An 18,571-nucleotide genomic window follows, 5' to 3' on the forward strand; every position below is an offset into this window, starting at 1 on the left:
AAATCCGAATATCCGTCAAAACAGGTTGCGCGGCTGCGGTCATGCGATATGATTGCGACATGGCTCGAACACCCTCTTCCGCCCCTCCCGCCGGTCGCAAGCAACTCATTCGTCGGCCGCGCCAAAAGCGCAGCGAACAGCGGTTCGAAGCGATTCTCGATGCGGCAGAGGTTCTGCTCGAACGGCTCGAGCCTGCAGAGATCAGCATCTACACCCTGGCCGAAGAGGCCGGCATAACGCCGCCCTCGATCTATCATTTCTTTTCGGATTCCGGTCAGGTCTTCATTGCCTTGTCCGAACGCATCCATCTGCGTTTTGTCGCTGCCTTCGACAGTCCTCCACCCGGCGAGTTCCGCAGCTGGCAGGAGCTGATGTCGCTGCGATTCAGCGAAGGGCGCGATTACTACAATCGCCACGCCGCCGCGCGGCGGTTGCTGCTGGGCTCGGGCCTGTCCGCGGCGATCCGCGCCCGCGATCTGGAGATCGACCGGCAAGTGGCGTTGCGCAGCCTTGCCGAACTGCAGCACCACTTCGTCTTTCCCGACCTGCCTGAACTGGTCGAGCGATTCACCGAACTGCTGGTGATCAACGATGCGCTCTGGGCCCTCTCCGTCCACCGCCACGATACGATCACGGACGCCTACGAGGAGCAGGCGAGGCGGGCTCGAGAGGCCTACACGCGCACCTTCCTGCCCGAATACCTGGCACGGAGGCACGACAACAAGGCGGCCTGAAGCACAATTCCACCCTGTCTCCCATTCGAGGAAACCAGACGATGAGCGCCAAGCCCAACGACCTTGCCCTGCGTGAACGGGCCGTGAAAGTCATTCCCAACGGCATGTTCGGCCACGAGGCGACGCACCTCCTGCCGGCTTCGTTCCCGCAGTTCTTCAGCAAGGCCAAGGGTGCCTATATCTGGGACGTCGACGGCAACCGTTATCTCGACATGATGTGCGCGTATGGTCCGAACCTGCTGGGCTATGGCGACGAGCGGGTTGACGCTGCTGCAACGCGGCAGCTGGCGCTGGGCGACACGATGACCGGTCCGGGGGCAGTGCTGGTCGAACTGAGCGAGACGCTGGTGAGCATGGTCAGCCACGCCGACTGGGCCATGGTCTGCAAGAACGGCACCGATGCCACGACAATGGCGATGACAGTCGCCCGCGCGCAGACCGGCAAGCGCCGCATCCTCGTGGCCGACGGGGCCTATCATGGTGCCGCTCCATGGTGCACACCGATGCCCGGCGGCATCGTGCCCGAGGAGCGTGCATTCATCTCTAAGTATGCGTGGAACGACATTTCCAGCCTTGAAGCGGCGGTGGCCGAGGCGGGAGATGATCTGGCGGCAATCTTTGCCTCGCCGTTCAAGCACGATGCCTTCCAGGACCAGACCCTGCCCGACCCCGCTTATGCCCGTCTGGCACGTGAACTTTGCGACGCGACCGGGGCGAAGTTGATCGTCGACGACGTGCGCGCCGGCTTCCGGCTGGTGCGCGATTGCAGCTGGGAACTGGTCGGCGTGCGCCCAGACCTCTCCAGCTGGGGCAAGTCCTTCGCCAATGGCCACCCGATCTCGGCGCTTCTGGGATCGGACAGTTGCCGCGTCGGCGCTGAGGCGATCTATGCGACCGGCAGCTTCTGGTTCTCGGCGGTGCCCATGGCCGCCGCAATCGAGACGCTGCGCATCCTGCGCGAGAGCGATTACCTCGAGCACATGGTCGCGCTTGGCACGAAGTTGCGTGAGGGTCTGGAGCCGGTCGCCGCAAGGCATGGCTTCAGTCTGCGACAGACGGGGCCGGTGCAGATGCCGCAGATCCTGTTCGATGAAGACCCCGATTTCCGCATCGGTTTCGCCTGGGCCGAAGCCATGCTTGAACGCGGGGTTTACGTCCACCCCTGGCACAACATGTTCCTCAACGCGGCGATGACCGAAGCCGACATCGACCTGCTGCTTGAAGCGGCAGATGGAGCGCTGGCGCACGTGCGCAAATCCGTCGCCGCGCTTCAGCCCCATCCGCTGCTGATGCTGATGCTCGGCGCTCATTGACTGCACACAGGGCTGGATCTCCACAGGAACAAGGGGCGGTCGCGAGAGGTGGAGTCCGCCCAATCCACGACGCCTATTTCAATAATATACATTATGTTAAATTAAGGGAATGCCGGATGGCTCTGGATGCAAGACGAGCTCATCGTCTGTCACAAATGATGCGCGCGCAGCCCGTGGGCCGCGCCGCCGCTTCCGGACTTCGGCAGGCCGCCGAACTCCAAGTCAGAACCCGACCGAGTCACCGCCGGGAAATCCGAAAATCCAAGTCTGGTAAGGAACGTAGCATTGTTCGAAATGCCACGAAACCTGTGACCAGACTACAAACACGAGGAACAAGCCCAGATATGGAAAGGCAGAATGCAGCCCAGCATTCTTGCGGATGGCCAGATAGGGAATGCGGGCGAAGATCATGGCCTGGACTGGAATGAGATAGTAGCCGAACCTGTCTCCGATCACGGTCGAGACCGGAACCAGCAGGCAGGCAAGCGCCATCCCGATCGCGCCAATGCTTGCCAGGCTGTAGTCTTTTGGCCAGGCCAGCGGCCATTCCTTGCGCGCAAAGAGAAGGAAGTAGAGCGCGGAAAGACCCAGGATCGATACCCGGAAAGCCGCTCCCACCGCATCGATGCCGGTGTCGATGTAACGGCTGGTCGCTACATCGAAGGCCTCGCTCGCCATTTGGAAATAGACACCGGGAAGTGCCAGGAGCGCTGCGAGGATCAATCTTCCGCGCGTGTAGCGCCCTGTCGCGAGGGGCAACAGCAACATGAAGACGAGAGCGCTGGTATGAAAGCCGGCGGCAAGCACAACCCAGAGTGCAAAACGCAGCGGTCGTCGGTCGGTGAATGCCGTGAATGCGATGCAGATCAGTCCGATGGCCGCACCTTGGCGAATTCCGGACATCGGCATGTTGATGATCAGGATCGGGAAGAGCAGCACGAGAAAGCCCAGCGGGTCAGGCTGTCTACGGGCCAGAATGTGAATGCCGACAAAGAATACCGCGCTCGAGGCGATGTTGGCGACCGGGTAGGGAAAACCGGATTCGTTAATCCAGGCAAGGATCGCCCACCATATCGGTTCCTGGATTCGGGTCAGGCTGGACCAGTCGAAGTTGGCGGCTCCCACGTACTGGTAGTAGTATCCAGACCAGTCGCAACCAACCTGATATCGAAAGGCCGAGAACAGGAACAGGCCTAAGAGTACCGGATAGTAGATCTGCACCCGGGCCATGCCGCGCCCTGCGAGCGCATATCGCAGCATGAACAGGACAGTTATCAGGGCAACGTAGAGCATCAGTCACCCCTTCCTTGACTGGCCACTTCGCGCAACATCCGTGCGACCTGTGGCCCCCAGACGCGGAGGGAATAGTGCCGTTCGACTTTGCGCCGCCCCTCATCCCCCATCCGGGCTCGCAAGGAAGGATCACTCAGCAGCGTCCGCAGCGCTGCTGTCCACTCCTCTTCGGTAGACGCGAGAAACCCGTTGACCCCGTGTTCGACGATCTCCGCATTTACGCCAACGGGTGAAGCGACGACCGGCAAGCCACAAGCCATGTACTGGATCAACTTGTAACCACACTTCCCCCGCGCCCAAGGCGTATCGGTCAACGGCATGATGCCTATATCCATCGCCTGAATGCGCGCCACCTCCGAGTCTTCGGTCCAGGGCAGATTGTCCAGCAGCGGGTGCGCGACCGCCGCCCGCCCAGCGCCGACTGCGGCGATCCTCGCCCCATGAGCCTCGGCAACCTCGCTCAGTAGCGGCATTATCGGTGCAATGTATTCGGTCCATGTACTCGGTGTGCCGATCCAGCCTACTGACAACGTCCGCGGCAGGATATGCGCTGGCCGTGGCGCGTAGGCATCAAGATCGACCACGGTCGGAACAATCTCGATCCGGCGCGCTCCGGCGGCTTTGGCCCGCTCGGCCAGATAACGGTTCCCGACGGTTATCAGTTCGGCCGAACCGATCAGCCGGTCAAGCTTTGCCCCAAGAAGCCGTCGGACCGTCGAGGAACGATGCTGGTCATAGTTATGGAACACAGCATCATCGTAATCGATGACGAGTGGTACACTCTTCGAAAGCAGCGCTCGTTCAACGGCCCAGGTCAGCCAGGGCAGAGCTTCCTTTTCAAGCCACATAACGTCGTACTTGCAAGCGCTTCGCAGCTGTGAAACGCGCCGCGCATACGCGCCGATGGTCGGGCGCAGAATCGATCGACCGGCGTACCGACGTTCAAGGTAGGTCTGATCGAAGAACGGCGCGAGCGAATGTTCGATGCCCTGCGATCGCAATGCATCGCCATATTGAATCATGCGAAGTCTGCTCGAGGCACCCATCCGGTCGTAGCGGGTCATCATGAGGGTCCTCATGCGACGCGCTCACGCCATGCCATCAGCATCAGGATGATCCAGAGTCGGTGGGTCCAGTCGCGGTGGCCGGACAGATGCTCCGCCCAGGCCTTTCGGACGGGCGCCGGATCGATCAACCCGTCGTGCCGCAGGTTTTCTTCAGACAGGAGATCTTCTGCCCAGCCGCGCAGCGGGCCACGCAGCCAGTCCCCCACCGGGATGCCGAAGCCGGTCTTGGGACGTTCGATCAGGTCGCGTGGAACGTGCTGGTAGAGGATCTGCCGCAGCGCCCATTTCCCCTTGCCGTCGCGGATCTTCATCTGGTTGGGCAGTCTTGCCGAGGCCGCCAGCACCTCTGGATCAAGAAACGGAACACGTGTCTCGAGGCTGATTGCCATCGCCGCGCGGTCCACCTTGCACAGGATGTCATCGGGCAGATAGGTGCGCATGTCCTGCGCCATCATCCGGGCCGAAGCATCGTGCGCCAGAACCTCGGGCAGAGGATCGTCGAGCAGTGTCTTGCCGGCCTTCTCGAGGCCGGGCACCATCTGCTCTCCGGGCCATTCGGACACGAGGCTGCGATAAAGGTCGTCCATCGTCCGAACGTCGCGCAACCGTGCCGCCAGACGGTGCGCCTTGTCGCCCGGTCGTGTCACTCTGCCTCCGGAGATTGCACCGAGGCGATCCCATGCCTTCACAGGAACTGCGGCGATCGCACGGCCCAGCCCGCCGCGCACTGAATGAGGCATCCAGTCCAATCGCCGCCAGATGCGTGGCCCCCAGAAATAGCGGTTGTAACCGCCGAACAACTCATCGCCCGCATCGCCAGACAAGGCCACGGTGACGGTCCCGCGGGCAGCCCTGCACACGAGATGCGTCGGGATCTGCGAGGAATCCGCGAAGGGTTCGTCGTAGATGTCCGGGAGAAGCGGGATGACTTCGCGCGCATCGTTCTCGGTTACGGTCAGTTCGGTGTGGTCGGTGCCAAGATGCCGGGCCACTGCCGCGGCAAATGGGGCCTCGTTGAAGGCGGGGTTCTCGAAGCCTACTGTAAAGGTCTGGACAGGCCGCGACGATTGCGCTTGCATCAGGGCCACGATGAGCGAACTGTCGATCCCGCCCGAGAGAAACGCCCCCAGCGGCACATCGGCGAGCATTTGCCGGTCGACTGCTTTGCGCAGTGCCGTGTCGACGTTGCTGAGCGCCTCATTCTCTGACGTGAACTGCGCCCCTGCACCACTCTCGATCATCTCGTTGAGAGACCAGTAACGGCGGATTGTCAGCGATCCGTAGCTCTCGCCCGGTCGCAGTGGGGTGTGCGGGGGCACCACCGGCGCTGTGCCGTCGATTGTCAGGATGCAGCCCGGTTCCAGCTTGTAGACGCCGGGGTGGATGCTGCGCGGGGCAGGGACATAGGCGAAGCGCAGATATTGCGCCAAAGCCTCACGGCACACATCGCGCGGAAAATCGGGGTGCTGGCGCAGCGCCTTGAGTTCGGATCCGAAGACCAGCGCCTTGCCGGCCCAGCCCCAGTAAAGCGGCTTTTCGCCCACGCGGTCGCGGGCGAGCGACAGCCGCCTCTCGCGCTTGTCCCAGAGCGCAATGGCAAACATGCCCGCAGCGCGGCGCAGCGTCTCATCCAACCCCCAATGCGCGATCGCGGCGAGCAGCGTTTCGGTGTCCGAATGTCCCCGCCATTCCGGCCCTGCCCCACCCGCCCCGAGATCGCGGCGCAGATCGAGGTGATTGTAGATCTCGCCGTTGAAGGCGATCACGTATCTCCCGCAGGCGGAGTGCATTGGCTGCGCGCCGGCGGGGGAAAGGTCGAGGATCGAAAGACGCCTGTGACCCAGGGCAATGCCTTCGCCGACCCAGACTTCGCCGGCATCGGGGCCGCGTTGAACGAGTGGCTCGGTCATCGCGCTGATGAGATGGCCCAAATCTCCCGTGGCCTGATGTTGCGGGGCAAGAATCCCGGTCAGGCCGCACATGCGCGCTTGTCCTCCAGCACCTGTTCGTAAACTCTGGCATAGGCGGCAGTGCCGCTATCAAGTGAAAAGACCTCCTCCGCCGCCTTTCGACAGCGAGCGGAAAGTCCGGGATCTTGCAGCAAGGCTGTCAGCTCTGACCACGCTGCCGCCATCGCTTCCGGCTCTGCTCCGGCGGCAAGGACACCCACACGATGCGCGCGGATAATGCGGGCGACGTCACCGACGCCCTCATTGGCGACTACCGGCAATCCGCAGCCGAGGATCTCGGCCATCCGCGTGGGAGAGCGACCAAGTTCTGAAATCTCTCCACCCGCGTAGAACATCACTGACGCGGTCTGCCCCTGTAGCACCTTCTGCACATCCTCGGGGGCCGATGGGGCAATCTGCAGCCGGTCACCCAACTGTCCGTCAGGGTCCAGCGCGGCGCGAACCGGCGCAGGATCGTCCCGCGTGGTCAGTTCAAACACAGCGTCTTCGTCGCACGTCGCCGCCGCTGACAGGAACGAGGCGAGCCAGTCCAGCCGGAACCAACCGCTCAATACCGTCCCGAGGCACCCGATCACCCGACGTGGCGGGGCCTCACCCGCTGACACGAAACGATCGAGGTCGGCGCAGGTTGGGATGACCGTGATCTTTTGCCAGACCACGTGCTCCGGATATACCCTTGCGAGGTGATCGACCGCCGCATGGGTCAGCGAGACGACCGCCCTCGCCCGCTGCAGACAGGCCCGCTCGGTCGCAGCGATCGCGCGGTGCAGCAGCGATCCGCGCCGTAGCCGCCTTGCGGTGATCAGTTCCTCGGGCCAGAGCGCTCGCATGTCGAAGATGAAGGGCACCCCCGTCAATCGCGACACGATCATCGCCACGGCGGCCGGAATGTAGGACCGCGCATGGATCAGCCGCGCGCCCTGGGCTCGCACCTCGCGCCGGACCAGCCAGACCATCCGGAGCATCGACAGCGCGGGCGCGATCACCTTGGGGCGGGGCCGGAACCGTTGCGGCAGCCAGCAGATGCCCAGCCGATTGCATTCCTCGTGCTGGCGGAGCACGCGTTGCCGGTCGGCCCAGTCTTCATCCTTCTCATAGGTTATGAGCGTAATCCGGTAGTCCCGCGACAGGCCCCGCAGATAGGCCAGGACCTGACTTTGCCCGAGCGGTTCGAGAAGGCCGTTGCGCGTCAGGTAGAGCGTGGAGGTCATGCAAGCCCCAGAAGGTCGAGATACTTCCGGGCTGCGATTCCGGGCACGAAATCGGCCGCGCGCGCCTTCTGCGCCGCAGCATCCACCGGTGTGGACAGGGCAAGATCGATGGCGACCGTCAGCGCCCCCGCATCGCCAACCGGCACCAGTCGGCCGTAGCGGCCATTCTCGAGGATCTCTGCAGGACCTGACGGACAATCGGTTGAAACGACCGGCAGGCCATGGCCGAGGGCCTCGACGATCACGTTGCCGAACCCTTCGTGGTCCGACGACAGCACGAACAGATCGGCCGTCGCATAGAATGGTGACGGGTCGACGTGGAAACCTGCGAAGATCACCCGGTCCGTGATACCCAGGGTCTCCGCCAGGCTTCTCAAGGCGGCCTCATTCGCACCTTGACCCAGCAACATCAGCCGCGCCTCGGGCCGCTCCAACGCCGCGAACGCGCGCAGGAGGAGGCGGTGGTTCTTCATGTCCTTCAAGCTGCCGACGTTCAGAATGCGCTGGCCCGGATTGCAATTCCATAGCCGATCGGCGGATGTGCGCTGCTCTTCGGAAGGTATCAGTCTTTGCGGGATCGGGTTGTACAGCACCCCCACGCGGGACTTCGGCAACTTCGCCAAGTCCGCAGTTTCGGCGGCCGCGCCCTCGGATACCGCCGCGACCTTGTCGGCGAAGCGGTAGGTCGCCGCCATACTGAGCGCCAGCGCAAAGGCATGAATCTTTCCCCAAGACGCATATTGCCGGGCCAGCGTGATGTGTTCGACCAGAAGCAGCCTGCAACGCCAGCGCGCCAGCGCGCGGCCGACGACGCTGGCCGACGTGAGCGGCCACATGTTCGCGATCACGGCGTCAGGCTTCCGGTCTCGCAGATAGCGCGCCAAGAGAAGCGGCACCTGTCGGATTCGTGGCGCGCCAAGATCGACCACGCTGAAATCACTTCCAACCTCAGGCAGAAACTCTCCCACTGCCTGCATCAGGACGAATTCGACCTCATGGCCAACCTGCGCAAACTCCCGCGCAAGGTCGAGCATTACCCGCTCGGCCCCCCCACCACGAAGGTCGGGGAGAATAATCGAGATGATCATCCCGCCATCACGGGCGGGACTGGACAGGCTGCCCAGAGGGCGTCCAGGTCGATCGCTACACGGTAATCATGAAAGCGGTCCTCCAACGCGGAACGTTCGGTGCCTGCATCCACGATTATGGGGTCCCGGTCCGGCCGTCCGACCGAGGAGAAGTAGTCGCGAAACTTGAAGCCATCGCCCACGGGCTTGTCAGATGCGTGCAGCCATATCGCCGGTACGCCATAGGCGTCTGCGCAGATGATACCGTGCAGCGAGGAAGAGATTATGCGGTCACATGCGACGATCTGTTCGATAACTTCTTCAATTCCGCCGCAGATGTCGATCACGCGCGCATCTTCCCAATCGCGTGTCTTGCGATAGAACTCTTCGTCCCACTCGAAGCAATGCGGGATGACGCCCAGAGCCTTGCGTTCGAGCTCCCGTTTCGGCTTGTAGAGCCGTGGCAGGAGAAGCGCTGCATCACCAACCACATCCGGCGCGGGCAAACCTGCTTTTTTGAGGCGCTCGTTGGACAACCATCCACGAACGGCACAGATTTCTCGCGGCCGGCCCGCAAGCGGAACCGTCTCGGAAATGCAGCCCGCACCCCAGACGATGGCGTTCGGATCAGCACATGCCGTAGCCAGGTGGCTGCCGATCCAGTAATGTATCGGCCTGGGTGGATAGGGATAGATCTCTTCCCGGTGAATGACTTCGAGCCCGGAGATCTTTTCTCCCATCCACTCGTTCAGCTTGTCCCCCCAGTTGTGCTTTATGACGCCTTGGGTTGCCCAGGACATCAACAACGCCTCCCTGCCGGCAAGCAGGCTTCCAGTCACCTTTACCTTGTGTGGAATTGCTCTGATGCGTTGGGGGATCATTTGGTCTTCCTTACAGTGCGGGTAATTGACGCCATCGACGTTAGAATTGCTTCGTCATGGGCGCGTTTGGAGAATGCCTCGCGTGCTAGTTGGCCAGCCGCGGCAATCTCGGTTTCCGGCAAATCCAGAATTTGTCGTATTCTGGAGAGCCATGCCTCCGGGTCATACCCATCGATGAGGAATCGATGATCGAAGATTGTTTCGGGTAGTCCGCCGCAGTTTGCGACCAGTACAGCTCTGTCCGCTGCCTGCGCTTCGATCGAAACCCGGCCAAAGGGTTCGGCCCAGAGAGACGGCACCAACCACACCGCAGCCGAAGCGAACATTGCGCTTCGGTCCGATTGCCATCCCATGATTGACACATTTGCAGGCCGACCATCCGGAATCTCAGCCGAATGTCCATAAACCAGAAAGGTCAGATCCGGAGATCTTCGCGCTATTTCCAGAACAAGCGCGATGTTCTTGTCCTTGCCTCGATGTACAAAGCCGATAGTCTTTTGCGGCGGCCTCCGTGTCGCAGGTTCGCAGTCGACCTGTTGCTTGAGGACGTGAATCCTGCCCGGTTCAATTCGGAAACGCCGGGCAATTGCCGCGCGCATGAAGTTGCTGTTCGTCAGCACCCCGTCGGCGTGCCTCATCAGCCGCCCGTCCTGAAAACGGCGCAGAACGGCACCCTTGAAAAGATCAACCCTCGAGCGTGGCGGAACCCAGCGACAGTTGAGGCCGAAATTCTCGAAGGCTTGTACAACAGCCAGGCATCTGGCTTGTGGTGGAGCCACATCGAAGGCGGCGAGTGTAGACGTGGTGGCGATCAGGAAATCCGGTTCATTCGCACCGCCAGCAAGGTCCTTCGTGCATTTCCGAACGAAGTCTTGCCAGAACAGAAACAGGCCGGCCGCGCGCCATGCCGGGCGAACTTTCTGTATGACTTTATACGGTTCACTACAAAATAGATGCGGTTTCGAGGTGGGATCAAATGTCAGGACATTAACATCGTATTCCTGGGCCAGAAACCTGATCAGATTGCGGTTACTGATTGTGCCCCCCGTCTGATTGCGTTCTCCTTCGGGAGGAAAGAACTCGCTCACGAAAAGGATTTTGCGTCGGCTCATTCCTGCTCCCGAGGCTTTCCAGGATGGATCAGCAATCGCTTCGCACGAAGGTGTCGTGCAATGTTCAGGATGGAGGCGAAGAAACTGGGATCAATGCCAGTCAGGTTACGTGCCGCTATTGTTTGCGAACCAACTCTGATAAATGAACCAATAAGAACTGATGTTGCCGCACCGTATGCTCCATATCTTCGAATAAGAACAAGGCTTACCAACACAACTGCGATTAATGCCACGAATGACGTCGTAGTCACGGTTTTTTCATTGTTGGAGACATGGAGCAACGTTGTTCCCATCCCTCCCAAGCCGACAATCAGAGATGAAAAGAGGACAATAAGCAGTGGTCCCGTGGCAGGAGAGAACTCCTTTCCAAACAGAAGCGTCAGAATAGCTTCACCATCTATCCAGAGAACCGGAATAAGCAGGGCTGACGGTATTACCATTATGAAACAATACATGGCTACCAGCGACCTCAGCTTCTCCATTTCTCCGGTGGCATAAAGTCGCACGGCGCTTTGCGGAGCAATCGCGGAGATAATGTTCACGCCGAACATGGAGAAAACGGCCACCGCGGTGGCCACGCGGAAGATACCCGCTTCCTCCATGGTCGAGATCGCCCCGAGTATGATCAGCGGCAGTGCTGCCTCGGTCGCTCGGATAATTGTCGTCAGGCCCATCGTTGCACTTGCGCGCCGCCATGCACGTTGTTCTTCACTGGCGATACGGATTGGCGACTTCGTCCAGACGCGCGAAATCGCTGGCCATCCGAATGGCAACGCGAAGATGATTGCCAGGCATGACAATGCCAGTGCCAAACCCGGATCGATGGTTCCAGACCCGAGAATTGCGATCAGAAGAAGACCGGACTGGGCCGCCGGACGGATTGCGACGTCCATCGCTTGGCCGATTACGACAGCCTCCGTTCCCCGCACGATTGCTCCGGCGAGCGCAATCAGCGACATCAAGAGAGTCAGGAACATTGCCCAAAGGCCGAGCCCCGTCTCCGCGCCCTGCCCGGACAGCACATATCCGCCGACCGAGATAGATGCCGCTGCCCCCAGGACAAGGACATTGCGCAGCGACCAGCCTATCAGGCGCGCTGCGGTTTCAGGCTCTTTCCTGGCGAGACTCGCTGCAACTTCGCGGGTTGCATGCAATTGCAGACCGCCCGAAGCCACCGTTGCGCCAAGGTTGGCAGCGGCCATTGCCGAACCGTAAAGGCCGTAACCGGCGACACCCAGCCCGCGGGCGAGCTGGATCCCCACGAGGAAGCCCATGGCGGTGCCGAACAGGTAAACCCCGGTGCTGCCGGCAAGCGTGCGCAGGAGCTCGCTCCGAAGTGACAAGCCTTTCACCGCCTGTTACAGCCTGAGATCGCTGTGGTCGGGCCTGAACACGCTTTTCAGATCGCAGAATACGCTGCCCTTGCGGCCGTAGCTGCGTAACGCCTCAGCTCCAGTCGCGATGAAGGCATCATGCGCCACCGCCAGCACGATCCCATCGTAGGCACCTGGTTCAGGCGTGCCGATCAGGTCCAGCCCATACTCCGCCCGCGCCTCTTCAGGACCAGCCCAAGGGTCGTGTACATCGACCTGCATTCCGTAATCCCGCAACTCCTCCACCACGTCCACAACGCGAGTGTTGCGCAAGTCAGGGCAGTTTTCCTTGAATGTCAGGCCCAGCACCAGCACCCGCGCGCCGTCCACATGAATGCGGCGTTTCAGCATCGCCTTCACCATCTGGCCCGCAACGTAGGCGCCCATGCCGTCGTTGATCCGCCGGCCGGCAAGAATGACCTGCGGGTGGTAGCCGAGGGACTCGGCCTTGTGGGTCAGGTAATAGGGGTCCACGCCGATGCAGTGGCCACCGACGAGACCGGGGCGGAAGGGCAGGAAGTTCCACTTGGTTCCCGCCGCGCGCAACACGGCATCGGTATCGATGTCCATGCGGTTGAAGATGATCGCGAGTTCGTTGACGAGGGCGATATTGAGGTCGCGCTGGGTGTTCTCGATCACTTTCGCCGCTTCGGCCACGCGGATCGATTCCGCCTTGTAAGTTCCGGCGGTGATGATCGAGGCGTATAGTGCGTCGACCTTCTCCGCGACCTCGGGCGTGGATCCCGAAGTGACCTTGCGGATCGTCGTCAGCCGGTGCGCCTTGTCGCCGGGATTGATCCGCTCCGGGCTGTAGCCGCAGAAGAAGTCGACATTGAAGCGCAAGCCCGAGGCCCGCTCGAGCACCGGCACGCAGTCCTCCTCAGTGGCCCCCGGGTAGACAGTGCTCTCGTAGATGACGATGTCGCCCTTCTTCAGTGCGCGTCCGACGGTCTCCGATGCCTTGATCAGCGGGGTCAGGTCGGGGCGCTTGTGCGCATCGATCGGCGTTGGCACGGTGACGATGAAGATCGTTGCTGCAGCCAGGTCCGCCGGGTCGCTGGTCAGGTCTAGATGCCGCGCGGCGGCAAGCTCGTCGGCAGACACTTCACGCGTGTGGTCGTTCCCGGCACGCAGCGCGGCGATCCGCTCTGCGTTGACGTCGAAGCCGATCACCGGGCGATGGCGCGCAAACTCGGTAGCGAGCGGCAGGCCGACATAGCCGAGGCCGATCACCGCGATCGGGAGGTTCTGCTCAGCCATTGCTCACTTCCCGTAGTATTCGCGGAACCAAGCCACGAAGCGCGCGATGCCGTCGCGGAAGTCGGTCTGCGGGCGATAGCCGGTCAGGTTCTGAAGCAGGCTCGCATCGGCCCAGGTCGCCGGCACGTCGCCCATCTGCATCGGCATGTAGTTGCGGATGGCCTTCTTCCCGAGGCAGTCCTCGATCGCGTCGACGAAGTCGAGCAGGCGGACCTTGTCGGAGTTACCGATGTTGACCACGCGGAACGGGCCGACAGGCGAGAGGCTGTCTCCCGCTGGCACCACACCACCTTCCGGCCGCTCCGGCACCGCATCGATCAGCAACCTGATGCCGCGCACCAGGTCATCAATGTAGGTGAAGTCACGGTACATCTCGCCGTTGTTGTAGATGTCGATCGGCCGGTCCTCGAGGATCGCATCGACGAACTTGTACAAGGCAAGGTCGGGGCGTCCCCACGGGCCATAGACCGTGAAGAACCGGAACATCGTGGTCGGCAGGTTCCACAGGTGGGCATAGGCGTGGCCCATGCTCTCCGTGGCCTTCTTGGTCGCGGCGTAGATCGTCAGCTGCGTATCGGCCTTGTCAGTCTCGCTGAACGGCATGTCCTCGTTCGCGCCATAGACCGACGACGTCGAAGCCATGAGCAGGTGCCCCGCCCCTACCCGTCTTGCCGCTTCCATCACGTTCATCGTGCCGACGACGTTGGCGCTTACGTAAGCATGCGGATTCTCGAGCGAGTACCGGACACCGGCCTGTGCCGCGAGATGCACGATGGCTTCCGGCCGGAACTGGTCGATTGCTGCATCGAGTACTTCGCGATCCTCGAGCATTGCCTCGTCGGCCGAAAAGTTCGGGTTCGACAGCAGGATCGCGTGCCGCCGCTTCTTCAGCTCCACGTCATAGTAGTCGGTCATCCCGTCATAACCGTGGACGCGGAAGCCCTCCGCGAGCAGCACACGGGCGAGATAGAAGCCGATGAATCCGGCGGTACCGGTAATGAAGACGCGACGCACTGAATGGTAGCTCCCGTTCATTCTTTTCCTGGCGGATGCCGACTGGCAGCCGCAGTCAGGCGAGCGGCCTGCTCGTGATGCTGGCCATCGCCTCGCGATAGGCGCGCGCGACCAGCGCCTGGTCGAACTTGCTCTCCATCAGAGCCCGCCCCGCCAGCCCCATCGCCGTCCGCCTGTGATCCGGCATGAAGGCAAATGCAGTCATGGCATCGACCAGCGTCGCGACATCGCGCGGGGCACACATCAGCCCGGTGACACCCTTCTCCACCACCGCCCGGCAGCCGGGCACATCGGTGGCAATGACCGGGCGAGCCATGGCTGCTGCCTCGATCAGCGTCCGAGGCGCGCCTTCACGATAGGACGGCAGGACGACGCAATCGGCAGCGGCGATCTGGGCGCGTACGTCCGGCGCCGTGCCAAGGTATTCGACGCCGTGTGTTTTCTCCCACCCGCGCACGGTCGTTTCCGCGAAAGCCGAGCGATTGGCGGAGTCGGCAGGACCAAGCAGCTGGAAGCGCGCTGTCGGCAAGGTCCGGCGGACGATCTTTGCCGCCTCGACGAACTCCAGCACGCCCTTGTCGCGCAGCATTCGTGCGATCAGCAGGTAGACCGGCGCGTCGCCTCCCGGCAGTGGCACGGGCGCGAAGCGCTCGAGATCAATGCCGGAGCCGGGGAGAACCTGCGCCTGATTCTCGCGGACAAGGCCGCGGTCGAGGAAGAGCCCGCAATCGTCGCTGTTCTGGAAGAAGACGACCGGAAGCCCACGAAACGCCGCCCGGTAGAGGGCCTCGACAAGCCCGCGCAGGACCGGGCCGGAAAGAAATGCGGTGCCAAGGCCCGAAACATTGGGCACGAACGGTATGCCGACGGACTTCGCCGCCAGCGCACCGAAGATGTTGTTCTTGATGGTGTAGCTCAGCACCACATCCGGCCTGACTACGGCAAAGATCGTGCGGAGCTGCCGCATAAGTGCCAGATCCGTCAGGGGGTTGAGGCCCTTGACGTTCATTTCCAGCGGCACCGTATCGCAGCCCATGGCCCGCAATTCACCGATCGCCTCATCAGGCGGGGCGACAACGGTAACCCGCCCGCCTCTGGCCAGAACGTCTTCGACAACCGGCCTGCGGAAGTTGAAGATGTTCCAGGCCGCGTTTGCGGTCAGAAGCACATGCATGGGAAAGGTAATTGGCAGTCCAGGAAGCGGGCTGGTTCAGGCGACGGCCCCGTCGGTGACAGGAGGCCGGACGATATGAATTTCGAAACAATCCGTCTCGCCCCTCATCGGATGCGGGGGTCTGCAAAACGCCGGGCGGGATAGGACTAGTCAGCGAGGCGAAGCTCCATAGCTACCGCACGGCGGGTGAAAACACCCTGCCGCCAACTGTCTGGTGGGGACCGTTAGAGGAAACGCAGCGCCTCGGAAAGCTCTATTGTCGCAATGAAAACACTATTTTTGTGACGAAATATTGCTGTTCGAACAGCCTGCGGTGAGGGAGGAGTCCGCCGACAGCAGGGCAATTGCGTCCGCTCGCCATGCCTGCCCGGATCGTAGGTCAATCGCGATATGCAGTAGCCCATCCCGATGATTTCTGTGTCAGCAACGCAGGCCTACCGCATCGTTACCTTCAACTGCGTCCTGTGTCTTTTGAACGCGGGGCCAAAAACACGGGGTAACCATGCAACTCGATCGAACGCGCTTTGCTGCGCGCAGGCTACGGCAGATACTTCTGCTGCTATTCGCCGCGTTCGTCGCCATGACCACCACCGCATCGCCGGCGCTTGCGGGAAGCGCGACCAGTGGTGGCATGACGATCGACGACCTTTCCCTTCCCGCTGCCCAGCGCGGCGTTGCCTATAACTTCGACATCACGACCCGTCTGAGCGGTGGAACGCCTGGTTATACCTTCGCGCTGACCAGCGGCCCCCTGCCCACCAGCCTGTCGCTGTCGACGGCAGGCGTCGTCAGCGGCCTGAGCTGCGACAACACGAACGGCTCATTCCCCTTCACGGTGACGATCACGGATGGCAACGGCAGCATCGGCACGTTCGACCTGTCGATCAACATGACTGCGGGACCCGGCGGGGCTTGCAGCCTCTCGGTCAATCCCGCCTCGATCAATGATACGACGACGGTGGGAACGAGCTACTCCTCGACAACCATCACCCCGTCAGGCACCGGGCCGTACACCTACAGCCTGACCAGCGGTGCCCTGCCCGCAGGCGTGACGCTCTCCAATGGCGGCGCCACGGCCCAGTTCACCGGCACGCCGACCGCCGTGGGCACATTCGACTTCACTTACGACGTGACCGACACTGCAACCGGCCTCGTCACCACGCTGACCGGCACGATCAAGGTTGATCCGGCCACCATCGCCATCGGCCCTGCCTCCCTGCCCAACGGCACCAATGGCGCGGCCTACTCGCAAGGCCTGGTTCCGAGCGGCGGCACCGGCCCTTACACCTGCTCGGTCACCTCAGGCACACTGCCGGACGGCCTCTCGCTGACCGACAACACGATCAGCGGCACGCCCACGGCGGCCGGAAGCTATGACTTCACCGTAACCTGCACCGATCGCTACGGCAGCTCGGCGCAGAAGCGCTATACGCTGGTCATCGATCCCGGTCAGGTCCTGACCCTCAATCCGGCTTCCTTGCCCAACGGCACCAACGGTTCGGCCTACAGCCAGACCCTGTCCGCCTCGGGCGGCACCGGCAGCGGCTATACCTTCAGCCTGACCACCGGCTCGCTTCCTCCCGGTCTTGTCCTCACGCCCGGAACCGGTGTCGTCAGCGGCACGCCGACTACGCCCGGAAGCTACAGCTTCACCGCACGCGTGGTGGATTCTGCCGGCAACTACCAGACCCGCAACTATACCATCGTGATCGCGCCCGGCGCGCTCCTCAACCTCGGTCCGCAGTCGCTTGAATCACCGATGCAGGGCATCAACTATGCCTCTACCGTCGTTGCCACGGGTGGTTCTGGCACCGGTTACGTCTACTCGCTGGATTCCGGCTCGCTGCCTTCGGGCCTCACGCTGAACCCGTCGACCGGCGTCATCAGCGGCAAGACCCTGGCCAGCGGTACCTACACGTTCACCGTTCGCGCCGTTGACTCGCAGGGCAACTACGGCACCCGCACTTATGTCTTCACCATTCGCGAGCGGCCCGATCCGACTCTCGACCCTGAAGTGCGCGGTATCGTCGCCAGCCAGTTGAGCACCACCTCGCGCTTTGCGCAGGGCCAGCTGAACAACACCATGCGTCACATGGAAAGCCTGCACAGCGGCCTGCGCTGCGGTGCCAACAACGACCTCCGCGTGACCGATACCACGGGTGCCAACGTCGGCAACCAGACCGCGCCCGTATCGGCGAACGACAAGGCATCGGCCAAGGCCAAGCCCGTCGCTGTCGTCTGCGACGACGAAGCTCCGAAGATCGCCGCTTGGTCTGCAGGTTCGATCGATCGTGCAACCGACGATATCCATCACTTCAATGCTGATGCGGTAACGTTCGGTTTCGACGTGCAGGTCGGCCCCAAGGTCATCGCCGGCGCAGCGTTCGGCTATGGCTGGAACAAGAGCAACATCGGCACGCACGGTTCGCGCACGTCGGACAGCGCAAAGTCGGCGCTGGGCTATGCCAGCATCACCCCGGCCAAGTCCGTGTTCCTCGACCTCGCAGTCGGCGGGACCTGGGTTGATCTCGGTGGCAGGCGCTACGTCACCTCGGACTCCAGCTTCGCCGGGTTTACCCGCAAGGGCAACGTGACGTTTGGATCTGCCGCCCTTTCGGTCGAAAAGCCGATGGGTGCGATCCTGGTAGCCGGAAGCGTTCGCTACGACTACATGAAGGCCAGTCTCGACGGGTTCGGCGAAGTATCGGCAAGCCCCTATGCGCTGACCTACAACGCAGCAAAGCAGACGACGCAGAACCTCACGGCAGGCCTGCGGATGGAGACCAACCTGTCTTATGACTGGGGCCGTCTCAAGCCGATGCTGCGCGCTGACCTGCGCCATCACGTCAGCGGGAACTACGATCAGGTCATGGCCTACAGCGACCTGCTCACCCGCACCTACACGCTTCGCCATGCCACTTCGAAGCAGAACAACCTGTCGCTGGTCGGCGGTATCACCGCCAACATCGACGGGACGGAACTGACTGCGGAGTACGGCACCTCCTCGACGGCCGAAGACGGCCTGACCGGTGGTGAAGTGCGGATCATGGTGCGTCTGCCGTTCTGACGGCTGACTCAAGCTGACCAAAAGGAATGCCGGGG

14 protein-coding genes are annotated in these 18,571 nt (G+C 62.1%); 3 read left to right on the forward strand and 11 right to left on the reverse strand.

Annotated elements, in window-relative coordinates:
• Positions 1 to 59: 59 nt before the first annotated feature.
• Together I2488_RS01390 and I2488_RS01395 are read left to right on the forward strand one after the other, a co-directional pair.
• A complete protein-coding gene (locus I2488_RS01390; RefSeq protein WP_196274015.1) occupies positions 60 to 734 on the forward strand; it encodes a TetR/AcrR family transcriptional regulator in 675 nt (224 codons plus the stop codon).
• Between the two features lie 41 nt (positions 735 to 775).
• Positions 776 to 2,047, forward strand: a complete 1,272-nt coding sequence (locus I2488_RS01395) for an aminotransferase class III-fold pyridoxal phosphate-dependent enzyme (protein ID WP_196274016.1) — start codon at positions 776 to 778, stop codon at positions 2,045 to 2,047.
• A 222-nt stretch (positions 2,048 to 2,269) separates the two neighbouring features.
• Here I2488_RS01395 and I2488_RS01400 read toward each other — a convergent pair whose 3' ends face one another.
• From I2488_RS01400 to I2488_RS01450, 11 genes are read right to left on the reverse strand one after another with little or no spacing between them, the layout of a single operon-like run.
• Positions 2,270 to 3,340 (reverse strand): EpsG family protein, encoded by a 1,071-nt coding sequence (locus I2488_RS01400; protein ID WP_196274017.1) that lies wholly within the window; start codon positions 3,338 to 3,340, stop codon positions 2,270 to 2,272.
• On the reverse strand, positions 3,340 to 4,404 hold the full coding sequence (locus tag I2488_RS01405; RefSeq protein ID WP_214652140.1) for a glycosyltransferase family 4 protein: 1,065 nt from the start codon (positions 4,402 to 4,404) through the stop codon (positions 3,340 to 3,342). Before I2488_RS01405 ends, I2488_RS01400 begins: the two co-directional genes overlap by 1 nt.
• A gap of 11 nt (positions 4,405 to 4,415) precedes the next feature.
• Complete coding sequence (asnB, locus tag I2488_RS01410) at positions 4,416 to 6,389, reverse strand: asparagine synthase (glutamine-hydrolyzing) (protein WP_196274019.1); 1,974 nt, start codon at positions 6,387 to 6,389, stop codon at positions 4,416 to 4,418.
• The gene (locus I2488_RS01415) at positions 6,377 to 7,588 is read right to left on the reverse strand and encodes a glycosyltransferase (RefSeq protein WP_196274020.1); all 1,212 of its coding nucleotides are present in this window, start codon (positions 7,586 to 7,588) and stop codon (positions 6,377 to 6,379) included. Before I2488_RS01415 ends, asnB begins: the two co-directional genes overlap by 13 nt.
• Positions 7,585 to 8,676, reverse strand: coding sequence for a glycosyltransferase (locus I2488_RS01420; protein ID WP_196274021.1), 1,092 nt, complete (start codon positions 8,674 to 8,676; stop codon positions 7,585 to 7,587). Before I2488_RS01420 ends, I2488_RS01415 begins: the two co-directional genes overlap by 4 nt.
• A complete protein-coding gene (locus I2488_RS01425) occupies positions 8,673 to 9,536 on the reverse strand; it encodes a polysaccharide pyruvyl transferase family protein (RefSeq protein WP_196274022.1) in 864 nt (287 codons plus the stop codon). The genes I2488_RS01420 and I2488_RS01425 overlap by 4 nt, the downstream gene beginning before the upstream one ends.
• Positions 9,533 to 10,648 (reverse strand): glycosyltransferase family 4 protein, encoded by a 1,116-nt coding sequence (locus tag I2488_RS01430; protein WP_196274023.1) that lies wholly within the window; start codon positions 10,646 to 10,648, stop codon positions 9,533 to 9,535. The genes I2488_RS01425 and I2488_RS01430 overlap by 4 nt, the downstream gene beginning before the upstream one ends.
• Positions 10,645 to 11,991, reverse strand: coding sequence for an MATE family efflux transporter (locus tag I2488_RS01435; RefSeq protein WP_196274024.1), 1,347 nt, complete (start codon positions 11,989 to 11,991; stop codon positions 10,645 to 10,647). Before I2488_RS01435 ends, I2488_RS01430 begins: the two co-directional genes overlap by 4 nt.
• 15 nt (positions 11,992 to 12,006) lie before the next feature.
• Positions 12,007 to 13,281, reverse strand: coding sequence for a Vi polysaccharide biosynthesis UDP-N-acetylglucosamine C-6 dehydrogenase TviB (tviB, locus tag I2488_RS01440; RefSeq protein WP_196274025.1), 1,275 nt, complete (start codon positions 13,279 to 13,281; stop codon positions 12,007 to 12,009).
• Positions 13,282 to 13,284: 3 nt separating this feature from the next.
• Positions 13,285 to 14,295: an NAD-dependent epimerase/dehydratase family protein gene (locus I2488_RS01445; protein ID WP_343070957.1), complete on the reverse strand. Its 1,011-nt coding sequence runs from the start codon at positions 14,293 to 14,295 to the stop codon at positions 13,285 to 13,287.
• A 55-nt stretch (positions 14,296 to 14,350) separates the two neighbouring features.
• Positions 14,351 to 15,463, reverse strand: a complete 1,113-nt coding sequence (locus I2488_RS01450; RefSeq protein ID WP_214652141.1) for a glycosyltransferase family 4 protein — start codon at positions 15,461 to 15,463, stop codon at positions 14,351 to 14,353.
• Positions 15,464 to 15,971: 508 nt separating this feature from the next.
• Between I2488_RS01450 and I2488_RS01455 the strand changes: the two genes are divergently transcribed.
• Positions 15,972 to 18,536: a putative Ig domain-containing protein gene (locus tag I2488_RS01455; protein WP_214652142.1), complete on the forward strand. Its 2,565-nt coding sequence runs from the start codon at positions 15,972 to 15,974 to the stop codon at positions 18,534 to 18,536.
• Positions 18,537 to 18,571 lie beyond the last annotated feature (35 nt).

This window comes from Novosphingobium jiangmenense (assembly GCF_015694345.1).
GTDB classification, from domain to species: Bacteria; Pseudomonadota; Alphaproteobacteria; order Sphingomonadales; family Sphingomonadaceae; genus Novosphingobium; species Novosphingobium jiangmenense.